The 17178-nt window shown below is 39.3% G+C and carries 19 protein-coding genes; 9 read left to right on the top strand and 10 right to left on the bottom strand.

The features are described 5' to 3' along the window. Position 1: 1 nt before the first annotated feature. The 3 genes from R8G33_09000 to R8G33_08990 all read right to left on the bottom strand — a co-directional run bounded on the left by R8G33_09000 (position 2) and on the right by R8G33_08990 (position 4552). Complete coding sequence (locus R8G33_09000; protein MDW3095794.1) at positions 2 to 532, bottom strand: SPOR domain-containing protein; 531 nt, start codon at positions 530 to 532, stop codon at positions 2 to 4. Positions 533 to 543: 11 nt separating this feature from the next. Then, the gene (gene argS / locus R8G33_08995) at positions 544 to 2295 is read right to left on the bottom strand and encodes an arginine--tRNA ligase (GenBank protein MDW3095793.1); all 1752 of its coding nucleotides are present in this window, start codon (positions 2293 to 2295) and stop codon (positions 544 to 546) included. 61 nt (positions 2296 to 2356) lie between these two features. Beyond that, positions 2357 to 4552, bottom strand: a complete 2196-nt coding sequence (locus tag R8G33_08990; GenBank protein MDW3095792.1) for a primosomal protein N' — start codon at positions 4550 to 4552, stop codon at positions 2357 to 2359. A 352-nt stretch (positions 4553 to 4904) separates the two neighbouring features. On the opposite strand from R8G33_08990, the gene R8G33_08985 reads away from it, so the two are divergent. The 5 genes from R8G33_08985 to hemH all read left to right on the top strand — a co-directional run bounded on the left by R8G33_08985 (position 4905) and on the right by hemH (position 8163). After that, positions 4905 to 5495: an RNA polymerase sigma factor gene (locus tag R8G33_08985; GenBank protein ID MDW3095791.1), complete on the top strand. Its 591-nt coding sequence runs from the start codon at positions 4905 to 4907 to the stop codon at positions 5493 to 5495. After that, entirely contained in the window at positions 5492 to 5854 is a 363-nt protein-coding gene (locus R8G33_08980; GenBank protein MDW3095790.1) for a hypothetical protein, read from the top strand. The genes R8G33_08985 and R8G33_08980 overlap by 4 nt, the downstream gene beginning before the upstream one ends. A 1-nt stretch (position 5855) precedes the next feature. Then, positions 5856 to 6290 carry a DUF3106 domain-containing protein gene (locus R8G33_08975; protein MDW3095789.1) on the top strand — a complete coding sequence of 145 codons (435 nt, stop codon included), beginning with the start codon at positions 5856 to 5858 and terminating at the stop codon, positions 6288 to 6290. 166 nt (positions 6291 to 6456) lie between these two features. Next, entirely contained in the window at positions 6457 to 7002 is a 546-nt protein-coding gene (locus R8G33_08970) for an HNH endonuclease (GenBank protein MDW3095788.1), read from the top strand. Between the two features lie 54 nt (positions 7003 to 7056). Further along, positions 7057 to 8163: a ferrochelatase gene (gene hemH / locus R8G33_08965; GenBank protein ID MDW3095787.1), complete on the top strand. Its 1107-nt coding sequence runs from the start codon at positions 7057 to 7059 to the stop codon at positions 8161 to 8163. A 5-nt stretch (positions 8164 to 8168) separates the two neighbouring features. Here the strand turns inward: hemH and R8G33_08960 are convergent, their stop codons facing one another. From R8G33_08960 to rph, 7 genes are all read right to left on the bottom strand, one after another. After that, complete coding sequence (locus R8G33_08960) at positions 8169 to 9062, bottom strand: 5'-3' exonuclease H3TH domain-containing protein (protein MDW3095786.1); 894 nt, start codon at positions 9060 to 9062, stop codon at positions 8169 to 8171. Between the two features lie 93 nt (positions 9063 to 9155). Then, complete coding sequence (locus R8G33_08955) at positions 9156 to 10607, bottom strand: M48 family metalloprotease (protein ID MDW3095785.1); 1452 nt, start codon at positions 10605 to 10607, stop codon at positions 9156 to 9158. A gap of 153 nt (positions 10608 to 10760) precedes the next feature. Further along, a complete protein-coding gene (gene rpmE, locus R8G33_08950; GenBank protein MDW3095784.1) occupies positions 10761 to 10967 on the bottom strand; it encodes a 50S ribosomal protein L31 in 207 nt (68 codons plus the stop codon). A 390-nt stretch (positions 10968 to 11357) separates the two neighbouring features. Next, entirely contained in the window at positions 11358 to 11555 is a 198-nt protein-coding gene (locus tag R8G33_08945) for a CPXCG motif-containing cysteine-rich protein (protein MDW3095783.1), read from the bottom strand. Between the two features lie 2 nt (positions 11556 to 11557). Further along, complete coding sequence (gene hemW, locus R8G33_08940) at positions 11558 to 12721, bottom strand: radical SAM family heme chaperone HemW (GenBank protein ID MDW3095782.1); 1164 nt, start codon at positions 12719 to 12721, stop codon at positions 11558 to 11560. A gap of 4 nt (positions 12722 to 12725) precedes the next feature. Then, positions 12726 to 13343, bottom strand: coding sequence for an RdgB/HAM1 family non-canonical purine NTP pyrophosphatase (gene rdgB, locus R8G33_08935; GenBank protein ID MDW3095781.1), 618 nt, complete (start codon positions 13341 to 13343; stop codon positions 12726 to 12728). Positions 13344 to 13360: 17 nt separating this feature from the next. Further along, a complete protein-coding gene (gene rph, locus R8G33_08930) occupies positions 13361 to 14074 on the bottom strand; it encodes a ribonuclease PH (protein MDW3095780.1) in 714 nt (237 codons plus the stop codon). Between the two features lie 104 nt (positions 14075 to 14178). Here rph and R8G33_08925 point away from each other — a divergent pair, with 104 nt between their 5' ends. The 4 genes from R8G33_08925 (at position 14179) to R8G33_08910 (ending at position 17115) form a co-directional block, all read left to right on the top strand. After that, positions 14179 to 15045, top strand: coding sequence for a YicC/YloC family endoribonuclease (locus R8G33_08925; protein MDW3095779.1), 867 nt, complete (start codon positions 14179 to 14181; stop codon positions 15043 to 15045). A 30-nt stretch (positions 15046 to 15075) separates the two neighbouring features. Next, positions 15076 to 15558, top strand: coding sequence for an asparaginase domain-containing protein (locus R8G33_08920; protein MDW3095778.1), 483 nt, complete (start codon positions 15076 to 15078; stop codon positions 15556 to 15558). A 135-nt stretch (positions 15559 to 15693) separates the two neighbouring features. Beyond that, positions 15694 to 16116: an Hsp20/alpha crystallin family protein gene (locus R8G33_08915; protein MDW3095777.1), complete on the top strand. Its 423-nt coding sequence runs from the start codon at positions 15694 to 15696 to the stop codon at positions 16114 to 16116. A 90-nt stretch (positions 16117 to 16206) separates the two neighbouring features. Next, on the top strand, positions 16207 to 17115 hold the full coding sequence (locus R8G33_08910; GenBank protein MDW3095776.1) for a DnaJ C-terminal domain-containing protein: 909 nt from the start codon (positions 16207 to 16209) through the stop codon (positions 17113 to 17115). The last annotated feature ends 63 nt before the right edge of the window (positions 17116 to 17178 follow it).

Genomic DNA, 17178 nt, shown 5'->3' with positions numbered 1-17178 from the left:
ATTAGCCACGAACTTTTAATAGAATAGAATCCATGTTTTTAATGCGTAGTCGTTTTTGAGTGGATTGTAGCTGATCTATATTCTCGCTTGGTCCCACCCTTACGCGGTGCCAGTTAATGGTATTTACTTTTACAATTTCAATATTAGTTTCTACTCCCATTAAGGCTAACTGAGCTTTTAAGCTGTCTGCCTCATCGCTACTTTTAAACGAGCCGACCTGTAAAACATATTTTCCTGCAGGAAGTTCTTTGTTTGAGTTTGATGATGAGTCATCACTGTTCTTGTCTACTACAACTTCTAGTTCTGGCAAAATCGTATAAAAGTCAAAGGTACGTTTGCTGACGGGTGCCACAGGAGTTTTATCTTTTGTAATATTTTCTGTTTGATCAAGTTTAATTTTCTCGTTAATTGAAGGAAGGAATGTTGCGCTTAGTCCTATAATTAAACCAGTGGCTAGCCAAACCCATCCAGGTAATGGTTTGTTAGGTCTAGACCTTGACTTTGTTTTTTTTCTTGTATTAGTTCGTGCCATGATTTTTCCGCCTACATTTTATCTGGAGCGTTAACACCTAAAATTTTTAATCCGTTAACCAATACTTGTTTAATAGCTTTAATGAGTAATAAACGGGATGTCCTGAGTTGTTCCGAGTCAACCAGAAACTGTGTTTCATTATAATAGCCATGAAACTTTTGTGATAGCTCGCGTAAATAGTTTACTAATAAATGTGGTGCTTGCTTGTGACACGCAGAAGCAATTAATTCAGGGTAATCAGCAATTTTATTGATTAAGCTATATTCACTGTCTTCAATAAGAAGACTTTCTAAGTCAGCTAAGTCACAATTATCAGCTGTCTGCTGTGTTTGTCTTAATACGCTACAAATTCTTGCATGTGCGTATTGTACATAATACATCGGGTTTTCATTGCTAGTTGAGGTGGCAAGCTCTAGGTCAAAATCTAAATGTTGTTCACTTTTGCGCATGACATAAAAAAAACGAGCTGCATCAGAACCTACTTCTTTGCGTAGTTCACGCAAAGTGACGAATTCACCAGAGCGTGTTGACATTTGCTGCTTAACCTTGCCACGATAAAGATTGGCAAACTGGACTAACAAAATATTTAGTTTGAGGTCGTCGAGATCTAGTGCTTTTAATGCGGCTCTAACTCTCGCGATATAGCCATGATGGTCTGCGCCCCAGATATTAATTATTTGTGAATAGCCTTTAGAAAATTTATCGGCGTGATAAGCGATATCAGAAGCAAAATAAGTGGGTTGACCATTCTCTCTAACAACTACGCGATCTTTTTCGTCGCCAAGTTTAGAAGAGGCAAACCATAAAGCACCATTTTTTTCATAAATGTAATTGCTAGTTTTTAACTTTTCTATGACGGAGTTGATTTTATTGCTTTCAAATAGACTGCGTTCGGAGTACCACTGTTCGTAATCTACACCAAACAAATGTAAGTCATCCTTTATGTCGGATAGGATAGTATCAATCGCTAAATCAAAGAAAACTGAATAGCCTTGAGTTTGTAATTTTTCTTTGGCAATGGATATCAACGCATCGATATGCGTTTCTTTGTCACCACCCTCTGGTTCATCTTTAGGTAGTTGCTTGTTAAATGATGTGGGGTTTATGAAATATGTATCTGAATGCGAACGATGCGCGGTGGCAGCAATATCCCAAATATAATCTCCCTTATAACCATTGCTGGGGAAAGTAAATTCAGCACCACATAGTTCAAGATATCGAAGCCATACTGAAGTAGCCAAAATATCCATCTGTCGACCTGCGTCATTGACATAGTATTCACGATGTACCTGGTAACCATTTACGCTATATAAGTTAGCTAGTGTAGCGCCATATGCGGCGCCTCGGCCGTGTCCAACATGTAAAGGCCCAGTAGGATTTGCTGATACATACTCAAGGTGGATGGACTTTCCAGCGCCATTCGTATTGCTACCATAATTATGTTGTTCTGAGAGAATAGTGCTAATTACTTGAGTGTGATTTTTTTGAGCTATATAGAAATTAATAAAGCCGGGGCCGGCAATTTCAATTTTTTCAAATATCACAGAGGAGCTTAATTGAATACTTAATAGCTCAGCCAGTTGATGAGGTGCCAAGCCAATTTTTTTAGCGAACACTAATGCAATATTACTTGCAAAGTCACCATGAGCTGGATCTTTGCTGCGCGTGACTTGAACGTCACCAGAAAATTCACCTTGAATTTTGCCTTCTGATGATAATTGATCAAGTGCATCAGCAATAGCGTGGATGATTTGTTCCTTCAAGGCTTGGTCCCAAATAATATAAAGCGCTGCATTGTACCTGAATTTATCATGTATGAATTAATCAGAAATTATCGATTGGATCAATATCAATACTCCATCTTACCTTGCGAGATTCCGCAAGAGTCTCAATGTGATTTAAATAGGTTTCAATAGATTGAGTGAATAATCCACGCTGGTTAGCAACTAATAATATAAATGCCCGAAACTGGCCTGCTTTCTTTTCCATTGCAGGGGTTATTGGACCTTGAACGACTATTTCAGTGGGTAGCATCTGTCGTGCTATGTCAGCAATCTTTTCCAAAAATATATATAGATGAGTGTTGTTTTGGCTACGAGCACGAATAGCGATGTGGTGTGAGAAGGGAGGTAGCTTCCATTCTGATCGTGCTTGTAGCGCCTTAGAAGCAAAAGTGGGGTAGCCATAATGAAGCAAGGTTTGTAGTAATGGGTGGTCGGGAGTGTGAGTTTGTACGAACACTTCTCCTTGGGTGCTACGTCTTCCTGAGCGCCCAGCAACCTGAATTAATAGTTGGGCGCTGCGTTCTAGCGCACGAAAATCAGTACTATGAATTCCATAATCAATATCTAATATCCCGACTAAGGAAACATCTGGGAAGTCGTGGCCTTTAGAAAGAATTTGCGTGCCAATTATAATTTGATGATTTAATTGGTGAATGTCGGCCAAAATCTTTTCTAAACTGCCTTTGCGACGGGAAATGTCTCTATCTAAGCGAATCGCAGAGTAAGCAGGGAATTGTTGTGAGAGAACCTCTTCAATACGTTGTGTGCCATGGCCCAGCATAATTAGATTATTTGAGCTGCATTTTGGACATTGCTCAGGTTTGAGTTTTTTTCTGTCACAATGATGGCAAATTAATTTATTAATTTTTGTGTGGTATGTGAGGTTGGAATCACAGTGGGAGCACTGGGCTACCCAGCCACAATCATGACAAAGCAATGCTGGGGCATACCCACGTCGATTGAGGAACAAAATGACTTGTTTGCCAGCTTGTAAATGTATGTGCATCGCGTTGTTAAGCGGGCTGGATATGATAGTCCCTGCTTTCTCAGTGCGCATATCTGCAAATTGAATTTTTGGCATGAGATCTGAGTGTGCACGTTTATTTAGATGTAAATGTTGGAATTTTTCCAATGTGGCATTGTGAATCGATTCAAATGAAGGAGTAGCGCTACCAAGAATTACTGGGATAGATAATTGTTTTGCTCGGTATATTGCAACATCTCGTGCGTGGTATAAAAAACCTTCTTGTTGCTTTAAAGAAGCATCATGTTCTTCGTCAACTACGATCAACTGCAAATAAGGAATGGGCGTAAAGACTGCCAAGCGTGTACCCAAAATAATACGCACTTCGCCAGTTGTGATGCTTAACCAAGTTTTTTTGCGTTGTTTCTCAGTGATGTTGGAATGTAATAAACCAATAGCAATGCCAAAATGTTTTTCTAGGCGATGATGCAATTGAGGGGTTAAACCAATTTCAGGCACTAATATAAGCACTTGAGCTTTTGGTGATTTTAGTACCTGAGAAATAATACTAAAGTAAACTTCAGTCTTACCACTTCCAGTCACACCTTCCAATAAATATACTCTAAACTGATGCAACGAATTGATAATGGCTTGGCTGACGTCGTTTTGATCTTCTGTTAATCGTAATTTATTATCAGCAAGCGTTTGTGTGAGTTGTTGTTCTTTTACTTCAATTGATTTAATCAAGCCACGTTGTTCTAAAGCTTTTATAGTCACACTGCTGCCTGGAAACTGTTGTCTAATTTGTTGTTTATTGACTCCTTCAGCATGTTGCTTAATCCATGCGTGAATGCGAGCTTGTTTAGGGGCTCGTCTTAAGCTCTCGTTAGCGTCGTTGATTGCTAGCCACTTAATCTCAGTAGACTGACTATCATCTGGCTTGGATTTGCGTAGCGCAGGAGGAAGTGCACTGAATAATGCAGCGCCTAATGGGTATTGGTAATAACGTGCTGCCCAGCGGATTAGCGCAAGTGATTCAGCATTAAAAATTGCATCAACATCAAGTTTTTCTTGAATGTTTTTTAGTCGACTAGCTTCAATACTGGGCGTATCAATTAGCTTAACTACAATACCTACTACTGAACGCTTACCAAATGGAATCAAGACACGACAGCCAACGTGAAGCTCAGAAATAGAGTCAGGAATACGATAATCAAATAATCTTCGTAACGGCGTATCAATGCCAACTTGTGCAAACTTGTTAATTGTCATAAGTGTATGATTATTACTTCATGAAGATTATCAAAAATATCCCTATTGCCGTTCATAAAACTATCCACAAAAGCTGTGGATAACTGTGTGGATAGAGGCGGTAATAAAGTGCGAAAAACGTCGTTTTAAGCCAATAGTTTTTAGATTGTTTAAATTACAGCCAAATTTTCTCGCATAAAAATCATACACTTATGGCAATTTATGCACAATCTTAGATCTCATGGCTAGATTCATAGAACTTTAACGTTAATTGTGAATAAAGTTCTTTAAGAGATGCCCATATACTTGTTGTGAAAGGTCTTCGTCAACCAATATTAGTGAACGTTCGTTAATAAAGGTAAGTCGATCTATATTGAGTAAATCACCAATGTTTCTAGAACATAATAATGAGGGAATCGTACTGAAGGTTACACAAGATCAACGCCTGGAACTAGCTGATTTCTACCGTGCTGTTGAGCAGCGGGCTTTTCGTATGGCAATGATAGAAACACGCCATCGTGGTGATGCGCTTGATCTAGTGCAAGATGCCATGGAGGCGTTAATGAAGAATTATTTGGCTAGACCTTGTGAAGAATGGCGGCCATTGTTCTATCGAATATTGCAAAATAAAATCAAAGATTGGCATCGATGGGGCATGGTCCGAGCAAAATTGCATTGGCCTAAAACTGAGATGGAATCAGATGAGGATTGGCTAAACTCACAAGTTGCCAGTACAGAACACACGCCTGAGCAACAGTTGACTAGTGAGATGACCATGGAAAAATTACAACAGGCACTAAGTCAGTTATCACTTAGACAAAGACAAACATTTTTGTTGCGTGTCTGGGAGGGCTTTAGTGTGAATGAAACAGCAAATATTATGAAGTGTTCATCTGGAAGTGTTAAAACACATTTGTCACGTGCTTTGCAAACATTACAAAAACTATTGGAAGACGTAGGATGAAACAATCTAAACAAGATAAATTCAATCAACAAATAAAGTTGGTGCTTGATAAATCAGTTCAAGACATCGATTCGGACACACGCCATAAACTACAAATGGCGCGTGCAAAAGTATTAGAATCTGACAACACTAGTAGTCTTTGGCTTCAACGAAAATCAGTCTGGATCAGTATTGCAAGTTTTGCCTGTGTGTCGATGTTTGCACTATTTTTATTTGTTAACTCACCTAATTATATAGCTAATGATATTGAAGTGATGAGCAATGTGGATAGCCTAATATTTGAAGCTGATGCTGGCATTGAGTTGTATGAACAATATGATTTTTATGTGTGGTTGTCAGAACAAGAAACAAATAGTTGAAATGCATAAAGTTAAATTCATACAGTCATGCTTATTTCTATTAGTAATGTGTTGTTTTTCATTAACCGCTATTGCTGATGATGTCATCACATGGGATGAGTTGAGTAATAAGCAGCAAAATATACTTGCTCCGCTAAAAAACGACTGGAATACCCTTTCACCTAAGCGGCGCACACGTTTAAATAAGTTATCAAATCAATGGGACACATTGCCCGAAGAGAAAAAAAATAAAATTAAAAATAGATTGAAGCGGTGGGCTAATATGTCTCCCAAGGAGAAAGCTGTAGTTCAAGAGCGGCGCAAAAAATTTCAATCTTTGCCACCTGAAGAACGCGCTAAAATAAAACAAAAATATCAATGGTACAAACAATTGTCTCCAGAAGAGCAGGCAGAGATTCGCAAGCGCTGGAAGCAGAAGTCTAAAAATTCACATTAATTATTTGTGTGTTTAGCTTGATTTAATAAAAATTTCATAATCATTATCAGTGTATAAAGCTTGCCAGATGGGTTCACTATCATTAGAGTAGCACTCGACTTGCTAGTTTGGAGTAAAGGCTTTGCAATCTTTTTGGCAACAAGTATTACGGACTGATGTATCCGGCATGCCCTTGGAATGGATTAATTACCAGGATGCCACGAAATTGTATTATTCCGAACAAGTCGCCTATTCATGTGGAGAGGTGCTCTATACTGTTCATGGTGGCGTTAATGCAAAGACTGGGATGCATAGTTACATCGAAGTAAATTCGATTATTGCAACATATGGTAGTAATAAGTCTCTGCACGATAGTTATATTCCCCCTCTGAATAACCAAACTCTTTTTAAACGCGATGCACATCTGTGTATGTATTGTGGAGAGCGTTTTGGACGTCGGGATTTATCTCGAGACCATGTGACGCCTATTAGCCAAGGCGGTGAAGATATTTGGAATAATGTTGTTACTGCATGTAAGCGCTGCAATAATCAGAAAGCAAACTACACGCCTGAACAAGCCAATATGGAATTATTAGCGGTTCCTTTTGTGCCTACCCATGCTGAATATATTTATCTGCAGGGGCGTAAAGTGATGGCTGATCAGATGAAATTTCTTTTGGCTCATTTTCCTCGTACAAGTCCTCTACACGAAAGATTGAGAAAATTTTCGTAAAAGCGCTAGTCGTTGTATGCTTGTTGGAATAAGCATACAAAGTCATAAAAAATCATGAAGTATCTAGGGAAATCTGAATATAACCATACCAGTCCAGAAAAGCTGGGTTTTTTAATTACCAATTTAGGCACACCTGAAGCTGCTACACCTACTGCATTGCGTAAATATCTTGCAGAATTTTTATGGGATCCGCGAGTCGTAGAATTTCCACGGCCATTGTGGTGGCTAGTATTGAATCTGGTGATACTTAGAATAAGGCCGCGTAAAAGTGCTGCGACTTATGCAAAGATTTGGACAGAACAAGGCTCCCCTTTGATGGTCCATACTAAGTCTCAATTAGTTGCGTTAAAGGAAAAATTTACTGCTCACAATCTTGAACATATAGAGGTAGATTTTGCCATGCGTTATGGTAAGCCTTCTATCGAGTCTGCTCTTATTAAAATGCAAGAAAACAACGTCACTCAATTGTTAGTGCTGCCTTTGTATCCTCAATACTCAGGATCCACAACGGGATCAACGTTTGATGCGGTTGCCAGTACGTTTGCAAAATTACGCTGGATGCCAGAGTTGAGATTCGTCAATCAGTATCCGGATGATGAAAACTATATCAGTGCCTGTGCAAATCAAATCCAACGTTATTGGGCGACACATGAACAAAGCCAAGTGTTATTGTTTTCATTTCATGGCCTCCCTAAAAGATATTTGTTGGCGGGCGACCCTTATCATTGTCAGTGTTACAAAACCGCACGTTTGATTGCTGAAAAACTTCAGCTTAATGAAGAGCAATGGAAATTAACATTCCAATCTCGCTTTGGTCGTGAAGAGTGGTTGCAGCCATATACTGATAAAACTTTAGAAGCGATGGCGAAGGATAACATGGAATCTGTAGATGTATTTTGTCCTGGTTTTTCTGCAGATTGCGTTGAGACATTAGAAGAAATAGATATGCTTAATCGTGAAATATTTATGCAAGCAGGTGGGGAGAAATTTCAATACATCCCAGCGCTGAATGACAATGAAGACCATGTCGAAGCAATTTATCAACTAGCGGTTAAACATATGCAGGGTTGGAGAGGAGCGACATCATATGATCAGGAAGATGACCAACAACAAAAAATTGTATCGCAGCAGCGTGCAAAGCAATTAGGTGCAGAGCAGTAATTGAGTTAATTGACGACTAGTTTCTTCCATTTTTCACGACGAATATTACCAATGCCTATTTCATTAAATAATTCATCCAGGTCGGAGTAGTCACATTGACCGCGTTCAAGTTCATAATCACCATGTAGAGTCTCAACGTCACATTTAATCTCAGTCAGTTTTTTACATAGTAAGATCATTTCCTGGTGTTCTTCGATGAGCCCTTGGATTCGCTTAGCGCCACGAATTCCCATATCACTTATTGCAGGAATATTTTTTAATAAGCCATCAATAGTTTCAAACTTAGTTAATAGCCTAGCAGCAGTAGTCATGCCAACACCTGGGACTCCGGGAATGTTATCTACCTTATCTCCGGCTAATGCTAATTGATCAGCAATTTGGTCTGGTCGAACACCAAAATGCTCTTTAACTTTTTTTGGGTTAAATCTTCTATCTCTAGCATAGTCCCATAAAGTATCACCCTCTTCGATTAGCTGAGCTAAATCCTTATCTGCACTTAAAATGGTAACGTTATGTCCATCAGCGCGAGCACGAGCGGCAGCAGTACCTAGTAAGTCATCAGCTTCATATCGATCACTGCTGAGTAAAGGAAACCCTATTGCTTGAATAAAGCGTCTGCAGTATTCAAATTGCAGTTTTAATTCATCTGGAGCAGGGTCTCTATTTGCCTTGTAAGGAGGGTAGATAGTATTTCTAAATGAACTGGTAAGGCTTTGATCGAACGCAAAAGATAAGTGCGTAGGTCTAGTTTCTTCTAAGAAACCTGCTACAAAATCAATAAACCCATAAACCGCATTGACAGGATCCCCATTATCATTTGTTAGCGAATCTGGAAGGGTAAACCAGGCGCGGAAAATGTAAATACTGGAATCAACTAGATAGGCAGTAGTCTTAGCCATATGTTTTAATAATGATTAGTAATAGAGTTTACTGAATGTCGATATCAGCAGTCATCATGATACTCGACAATTGAAGATTGTACCTGTGTTTATCTACTCAACAATTTTAATTGGTTTGCCAGGTGTGGGTTCTCCGTCAGGGTAAAGGCCATTCAGTAACCTTAATTGCTCTTCTGCATGTGAAGTTAATGGTGAATTTTTTGCTAGCGTAGCAAATGTGTCACCTTTCTTTGCGGTAATGACTTTTATTTTCCTCGCTTTAGCCAATTCTTTTTCATTACTGCGTAGTTTTCTAATGCTATTTACTGTTGCTAAGAAGTCTTTGTCATGTTTTTTGAGTAAGTTTAAATCTTTGGCCGCTGCTAGCACTTGGAATACTTGCTTATCTTTGAATAGTGCGGCTATTCGGGTATCTTGATTGCCAAATGGGGTTTTGGTTTTAGTTATAGCAGTATAACCTTTAAATGATTCAGTTGTGATGGGCTTGTCGTTACGTAAATTGTCTCCAAATTGGCTTTGAATAAACTCTTTAGGCGTTTGTCTTTTGTTTAAGTCTCGCAATGATATTTGCATGACTGCATCTTTAGTTTTGGTTGATGCAATTAAGCGGTCGGGAAGATTATCTATCTTCCAGCCTTGTGGGAAAGTGATCGTGATATTTAAATCATTATGGTAAAACTTGTTGCCGCGAATAACACCTTCTCTTTCACTTTGTCCTAAGGTCATGCCATTGGTTAATTTTAAAAATGTTCCATCATCAGGGCGGTCATTTTTAGAGCGAAACTTATCCGCTGCACGAATCACTTCTTGTAAGCGGAGGTCATTAGCAGGGTGGGTAGAAAATAATCCATGATAAGCTCGTGGTTCACGTCCTTCTTCTTCGGCTAGCTGCTTGTCAAATTCTTCCTGAGACTTAAGAATTCCAACTACATTTATCATCTCCTGAGGGTCGTAACCTACTTTGGCGAGATACTCAGCACCTAATCGATCAGCCTCTAATTCATGTTCGCGACCATAACCTCTGAGTAAAGCGGTACCTGCAATGTTACTTGCATCTGCTATGGCTCGAGAACCTGTAGCAATTACAGCTGCGGTTGATAATATGCTCGCAATCTGGGAAGCACTTTGCTGCCTTACGCCATGTCTTGCAGTGACATGACCGATTTCATGGCCAAGTACGCCAGCCATTTCTGCTTCTGAATTCATATAAGCCATGATTCCACGTGTGATATAGACATAACCACCCGGCAGAGCAAAGGCATTTACTTGTGGGCTATCTAATACTGTTGCATGAAAAAGTAGCTGATCACGATGACTTTTAGCTGACAGTTCTTCCACAATATTATTTACATATTCCTGAAGTTCTGGATCATCATAGACTTTATATTGCTTTAGAATTTGTTGATGGGCTTGGCGACCTAAATTAATCTCCTGTTCCTCGGACATTAATACAAAATCTTGTTTGCCAGTGACTGGGTTGGCAGCGCAGCCACCAAGATAGGCTGTAATAACGGCGAATAAGAGTAAATAAATTCTAGTCATCATGAATCCATCAAAATTCTGTATAATATAATTAATAGTGTACCAGCAAGCCATTAAGAACGGCTTGATAATTAGCTATTGGACGATATATACAGCTAGCAGTTCCGAACAGAGCTACTGATGCATTAAAGAATATAGAATAAGTGCGGTTGTTGCCTATTTTTTACCGTAACGACGGCGGAATTTATCAACTTGGCCTGCGGTATCCAGGATTTTCTGCTTACCAGTATAGAAAGGATGGCATTTTGCACATACGTCAATGCTCATTGTGTCGTTGCTATAAGTAGACTGAGTTTCGAATGAGTTTCCGCAACTGCAGTTAACTGCAACAGTTTTATATTCTGGGTGGATCTCGGGTTTCATCTGTACTGGCCTGGAAAATTGAGGGCGAACTATAATCTATTTTTAGTATTTCTGGCAAGAGCTGGATCCAATAAATATAGACACTAATGTTAATGTAATCATTGAGTATTTGCGCTAAGTAGTTGTACAGTTTAAGGTTCGTGACTTATCCACAAAATCTGTGGATAAAATTGTTAATAAAGTTTCAAAATCAGTCTATTTCTCGAGTTTCAATAATAATTTGTTAGATCGTCTATATTTTGTTCATAATCATAAGCTATTGATATATATATCATTATTTGCAGTTTATTAATTAAGTGACGGTTATTGTGTTACTTTGTATATACATACAACTTGAAAATTTTGCTGCTGTGCATAACACGCATATTTTTTCCAATAATTTGCTAAAAATTAGCATGATTCATCGGCCCGAAAGCACTGAAATAGGGGGTTTCCCCCTTCTGGGTCCATGGTTAATTTTATTAATATTGGCTGACAGCAAACTGTACAGTCTTCATAGTACTGCTGATCTGAGTCCAATGGCTCTAATAGGAATTCAATGAGTTCTCCACAGTAAGGGCATGATGTAGTTGTGCTTTCTAAAAACATGACTATGCAGGTAAAAATCGCTGTGTGAGTTCGTCTAAAAATTGATAACCAAAGTGGCTTGCTCGGTAATTTCCATGGGTTTTTTCCATTAGCCCTTCTTCTATATAGCTTTGTATTTGTCCTTTTATGTGAGACCAGCGCAAGCCAGTCGTGCTGGTGAAAGTGGTGATGTTGAATCCATTCACAAGGCGTAGATTATTGAGCATAAATTCAAAGACTAACTGATCTTTTGTAACCTGATGCTGTTGCAATATATGTGATTGATTATCGACAGCTTGGATATAGCTCTCTGGCTGTCGTGTGCGTTGGTTTCGCAGTACACCTTCATTGGTAGTAATTTTACTGTGAGCACCGGCACCAATGCCAAGATAATCTCCATACTGCCAGTAATTGCTATTATGGATACACTGAGCATTTGCTCGCGCATATGCAGATACTTCGTAACGGTGATAACCTGAATCAAGCAATATTTGAATAGCATTGGTTTGTATCTCCCAACTAATTTCGTCACTAGGAAGTTTGGGTGGGAAACGATGAAATACTGTATTTGGCTCAAGCGTGAGTTGATAGTAAGAAATGTGATTTACACCATTACGACATGCGGTTTTAATATCGGCTAGGGCATTTTCAACAGTCTGATTTGGCAAACCAAACATTAAATCTACATTAATATTTCTAAATCCAATTTTATGCGCTGTTTCCAGTGCATTAATAGCTTCAGTTGCATTATGAATACGACCAAGAGCAGATAGCTGATCATTGTTAAAACTTTGAGCACCAACAGAAAGACGATTAACACCAGCAGATAAAAATTCTGCGAACTTGTGATATTCAAAAGTACTAGGGTTGGTTTCTAGTGTTATTTCACAATCAGGCAATAACTCAGTTTCATCTGCACATGCGGTTAAAATTTTGGCTATCGATTCAGGAGAGAATAGGCTAGGGGTTCCTCCGCCAATAAATATTGATTTAACTTTACGGCAGTCAATTAATTTAGCGGACTGTGTTAAATCAGCTATTAATTGCTTTGTATATAGCGTTTCTGGGAATTGATCAGGCTCCGTGGCATGCGAATTAAAATCACAGTACGCGCATTTGTGTAAACACCAAGGTAAATGAATGTATATGCTTAGTGGTTGTTGCTGGGTAAGGTCAGCAGTCTCCATATATTTACATATGGTTTAGGAAAGCAGGGAATTTTTTAGCAAGGTGGCGTAGTGCTTGGCCACGATGACTCAAACTGTTTTTAATCTCAGGTGATAATTCAGCTGAAGTGCAGCCATGAGTTGGTACAAAAAAAAGAGGATCGTAACCAAAACCATTAACTCCTGATTGCTTTTCAATAATTGTGCCCTCCCAAGAGCCGCTACATATTAGTGGAGTAGGGTCTTTTGCATGGCGCATCAATACAATGACGCATTGGAAGCGAGCTGTTCTTAATTCGATGGGAACATCTTTTAAAGAAGCTAACAATTTAATATTGTTGGCCTGACTGTCGCAGGGCTGTCCAGCATAACGCGCAGAATAAATGCCAGGAGCACCCTTAAGGTAATCGACTTCTATGCCAGAGTCATCTGCCATTGCCATGAGTCCTGTATGTTGGGCCGCATGACGTGCTTTTATTAACGCATTTTCAACAAAAGTTAAGCCAGTTTCATCCGCATCACTAACATTCCATTCTGCTTGTGGGATAAGTTGATAGGGTTGATTCTCAAATATAGCTTTGATTTCACGAAGTTTGCCTTGATTGCCGCTGGCTAAAACAATTTTCTGCTGTTCCTTGTTCATCGTAAGCTATGTATTGCTTAGGCAAGACACTGTTTTTGTTTCTCAATAATGCTGTTGATGCCAGATTTCGCTAGTGTCAGCATTTGTTGTAATTCGTCATTATCAAAACAGTGGCCTTCAGCTGTTCCTTGTACTTCAATAAATTTTTGTTGTTCATTCATAACAATGTTCATATCAGTGTCTGCATTAGAATCTTCTGCATAGTCTAAATCCAATACTGGGACTTGTTCAAAAATACCTACTGAGACTGAAGCCACAAACCATTGCACAGGATTTTGTTTAATCGCGCCAGCATTGACCAGTGATTGAATGGCATCATACAAGGCAACAAATCCTCCACTAATTGAAGCGGTTCGTGTGCCACCATCGGCTTGAATGACGTCGCAATCGACAGTGATTGTATTTTCGCCTAATAGTCTTAAATCCACAGCAGCACGTAAAGCGCGACCTATAAGACGTTGAATCTCTTGGGTGCGCCCACCTTGCTTGCCTTGGCTGGCTTCTCGCCGCATGCGTGAGCCTGTCGAACGTGGCAACATGCCATATTCAGCCGTAATCCAGCCTTTGCCTTGGTCACGCATCCAGGGAGGGACTCTGGGTTCAATGGAAGCGGTACATAAGACTTTGGTGTCACTGAACTCAACTAGTACTGATCCTTCTGCATGCTTGGTATAGTTGCGTGTAAATTGAATGTCACGCAGTTGTTGTGGGGAACGGCCACTGGGTCGCATAGATTTCTCCAAATTGTCGAAGGCGCGCATTATACGAGATTTAGCTGAGCCCTGAAGAATTATTAATAACTAATATTATAAAGAATAGCGATTAAGGAGATAACATGCTTAAGAGTATGACCGCGTTTTCGCGTGTCGATGAAAATTATCCCATAGGAAATTTCGTATGGGAGGTGCGTTCAATTAATCACCGTTATTTAGAGGTTGGCTTTCGTTTGCCGGAAGAACTCAGGTCATCAGAGTTCGATTTACGTAAGCAGGTACAGAATTTACTGAGTCGTGGAAAAGTTGATTGTACATTCCGCTTAAAAATGACAGCGGAAACGGATGTCAACTTAAGTATTAATGAGACACTCCTAGATCGATTGTTAGAGCAAACACAAATATTGCGTAATAAAGCCCCTAATATTGGCGCTCCTAATCCTATAGAGTTACTAAGCTGGCCAGGAGTGACTGAGCAAGCGCAAATTGATCAAGTAGAACTAACTAAAACAGCTAAGCAATTATTTGATCAAGCTATTAAAGCATTAATTGAAAATCGTAAAGTAGAAGGCGATCGTATGCGTGAATTAATCTCACAGCGCAGCAATCAATTAAAACAATTAGTCAGCACTGTGCGTGAGCGTCGCCCTGAAGTACTAACCGCTATTAGAACAAAGTTAATAGCCCGCATTGAAGAAATGAAAGTAGATATGGAGTCCAATCGATTTGAGCAAGAGCTCGTCATGATTGCTCAGAAGTTGGATGTTGATGAAGAGTTAGATCGTTTAGATAGCCACTTAACCGAATTGGATGATGTACTAGTTAGTGATAAACCTGTTGGCCGCCGATTAGATTTTCTTATGCAAGAGTTAAATAGAGAGGCTAATACACTCAGTTCTAAATCAGCTGACATAGTTACAACACAAGCAGCGGTCGATATGAAGGTAAATATTGAGCAGATGCGTGAACAAGTACAAAACATAGAGTGATTATTTAAAACTGCTTTAGGAAAAATTACTATGGATTTAAAAATATTATGTACTGGCGGGACGTTTGATAAAGTCTATTACGATGCGTTGAGTGATTACCAAATTGGTGAACCGCAGGTTGAATGGATATTAAAACAGGCGGGCGTTAATTTTTCATATGATATTGAAAGCATTTTAAAGAAAGACAGTTTAGATATTACTGATCAAGATCGTGAGCATATTGTCACTAAAGTTAAAGCGGAAGTGTGTAATAAAATAGTGATCACGCATGGTACAGATACGATGGTTGAAACGGCGCAAGCGTTAAAAGGGGTGTCTGATAAAACAATAGTTCTAGTTGGAGCAATGCAGCCAGCAAGGTTTAAAGATAGTGATGCGGTATATAATGTTGGTTTTGCAACGTCAGCAGTAAGCATTTTACCTAAGGGTATTTACATAGCTATGAGTGGGCAATTATTCGACGCTGATGAAGTGAGGAAAAATCGTGATGCGGGTCGCTTTGAGAGTAACTAAATAGCAAAAAATTTTGTCCTACAGGACTTGAAATATATGTAATCACCACCATATTTATAACATATGAGGCGGGCTTGAATTTTCAAATAGTTAGCCCAATGTAGTAATTAAGCAATAAATTTGGAGATGATGATTATGTTAGCAAGAATGAATGTGCAACCAACAAGTCTATGGCGTGAATTCAATAACATAGAAAACTGGCTATCAGCCGCTAATGGGCAACTAGAAAACGCTTCGCGTTGGATGCCGAGTGTAGATGTTATAGAGCGTGAGGATCACTACATTTTAAAAGCGGATTTGCCTGGCGTTGATCGTAAGGATATAGAAATAGTATTTGAAGATGGTGCGTTAACGCTAAAAGGTGAACGCAGCGACAATTCTGAAAGTGATCACGATGGTTATAAGCGTCTAGAGAGATCTTACGGCGGTTTCCTAAGAAGCTTTCGCATGCCTGAGAATATTGATGCGGATAATATCACTGCTAAGAGTGAACATGGCGTACTAGAAGTGCGCGTACCTAAGCAAGAAAAATCACAAAAGAAAATCAAAGTGCAGTAGTCGCATAGGAAGCGATACTTTTTAAGTATAACGCAAGGATGAATGACGCCGCGTAAATCCGCGGCGTCTTTAGTTAAGAAATTTAAAAGCATGGAATATAAAGATTATTACAAAATTCTCGGTGTAGAACGTGGCGCGAGTGAAGATGAGATTAAGAAATCTTATCGACGTCTTGCGCGCAAGTATCATCCAGATGTGAGTAAGGAGCCTGATGCGGAAAAGCGTTTTAAAGAATTGGGCGAAGCATATGAAGTGCTTAAAGATGCGCAAAAGCGTCAGTCGTATGATCAATTAGGTGCAAACTGGAAGGCGGGACAAGATTTTAATCCGCCACCAGGTTGGGAGCAGGCTGGATTTGGTGGATTTGGAAATCATGGTGGCAGCTTTGATAACGCAAGCGGATTTAGTGATTTTTTTGAAAGTATGTTTGGCGGTGGGTTTGGCCAATCAACAGGTGCGGGACATCATTCATTTCAACAAGCAGGACATGATCAAACTGCTAGCATTAATGTATCAATTCGCGATGCGTTTAATGGCGCGAACAGAACGATACGTTTAGCAGGCGGTAAGTCATTACAAGTAAAAATTCCTAAAGGTATTTCTAGCGGCAAAAAAATTCGTCTTAGTGGACAAGGTTCACCAGGAATCAATGGCGGCCCCAATGGTGATCTTTATTTAGAAGTATCAGTTGTAAATGATGCAGAGTTCGAGGTTGAAGGTAAAGATGTCTACGTCAATGTTAATATTGCACCCTGGGAAGCAGCGCTAGGAGAAAAAGTACCTGTGTCTACCCTGGATGGACAAGTTGAAATAAAAATTCCTGCAAATTCAAAATCTGGACGTAAAATGCGTTTAACAGGAAAGGGTATGCCTGGCCGCCCGGCGGGTGATCTTTATGTGCGCCTTAATATTGTAACGCCACCGGCTAGTAATGATGAAGAAAAAGATTTTTATAAGCAAATGAAAAATAAATTTTCCTTTAATCCGAGGACGCCATAAATTCCAATAATGGAACTGAATAAAATTTATTAACTCTTAGATGTTAGCAGTAACAAAAATTAT

It is taken from the genome of Gammaproteobacteria bacterium (assembly GCA_033344735.1).
Lineage (GTDB): Bacteria > Pseudomonadota > Gammaproteobacteria > UBA4575 > UBA4575 > UBA1858.
Note: the sequence above shows the minus strand (reverse complement) of the source record. Positions and strands in the feature narration are given on the sequence as shown.

What these genes read in the sequence shown, in the direction of transcription:
- R8G33_08920 (MDW3095778.1), top strand. Translation starts at nt 15,076, where the DNA reads ATGGATTTAAAAATATTATGTACTGGCGGGACGTTTGATAAAGTCTAT.
- R8G33_08970 (MDW3095788.1), top strand. Translation starts at nt 6,457, where the DNA reads ATGCCCTTGGAATGGATTAATTACCAGGATGCCACGAAATTGTATTAT.
- R8G33_08960 (MDW3095786.1), bottom strand. Translation starts at nt 9,062, where the DNA reads ATGGCTAAGACTACTGCCTATCTAGTTGATTCCAGTATTTACATTTTC.
- R8G33_08955 (MDW3095785.1), bottom strand. Translation starts at nt 10,607, where the DNA reads ATGATGACTAGAATTTATTTACTCTTATTCGCCGTTATTACAGCCTAT.
- hemH (MDW3095787.1), top strand. Translation starts at nt 7,057, where the DNA reads ATGAAGTATCTAGGGAAATCTGAATATAACCATACCAGTCCAGAAAAG.
- R8G33_08990 (MDW3095792.1), bottom strand. Translation starts at nt 4,552, where the DNA reads ATGACAATTAACAAGTTTGCACAAGTTGGCATTGATACGCCGTTACGA.
- rph (MDW3095780.1), bottom strand. Translation starts at nt 14,074, where the DNA reads ATGCGACCCAGTGGCCGTTCCCCACAACAACTGCGTGACATTCAATTT.
- rpmE (MDW3095784.1), bottom strand. Translation starts at nt 10,967, where the DNA reads ATGAAACCCGAGATCCACCCAGAATATAAAACTGTTGCAGTTAACTGC.
- hemW (MDW3095782.1), bottom strand. Translation starts at nt 12,721, where the DNA reads ATGGAGACTGCTGACCTTACCCAGCAACAACCACTAAGCATATACATT.
- R8G33_08910 (MDW3095776.1), top strand. Translation starts at nt 16,207, where the DNA reads ATGGAATATAAAGATTATTACAAAATTCTCGGTGTAGAACGTGGCGCG.
- R8G33_08980 (MDW3095790.1), top strand. Translation starts at nt 5,492, where the DNA reads ATGAAACAATCTAAACAAGATAAATTCAATCAACAAATAAAGTTGGTG.
- R8G33_09000 (MDW3095794.1), bottom strand. Translation starts at nt 532, where the DNA reads ATGGCACGAACTAATACAAGAAAAAAAACAAAGTCAAGGTCTAGACCT.
- R8G33_08975 (MDW3095789.1), top strand. Translation starts at nt 5,856, where the DNA reads ATGCATAAAGTTAAATTCATACAGTCATGCTTATTTCTATTAGTAATG.
- R8G33_08915 (MDW3095777.1), top strand. Translation starts at nt 15,694, where the DNA reads ATGTTAGCAAGAATGAATGTGCAACCAACAAGTCTATGGCGTGAATTC.
- rdgB (MDW3095781.1), bottom strand. Translation starts at nt 13,343, where the DNA reads ATGAACAAGGAACAGCAGAAAATTGTTTTAGCCAGCGGCAATCAAGGC.
- R8G33_08925 (MDW3095779.1), top strand. Translation starts at nt 14,179, where the DNA reads ATGCTTAAGAGTATGACCGCGTTTTCGCGTGTCGATGAAAATTATCCC.
- R8G33_08945 (MDW3095783.1), bottom strand. Translation starts at nt 11,555, where the DNA reads ATGTTTTTAGAAAGCACAACTACATCATGCCCTTACTGTGGAGAACTC.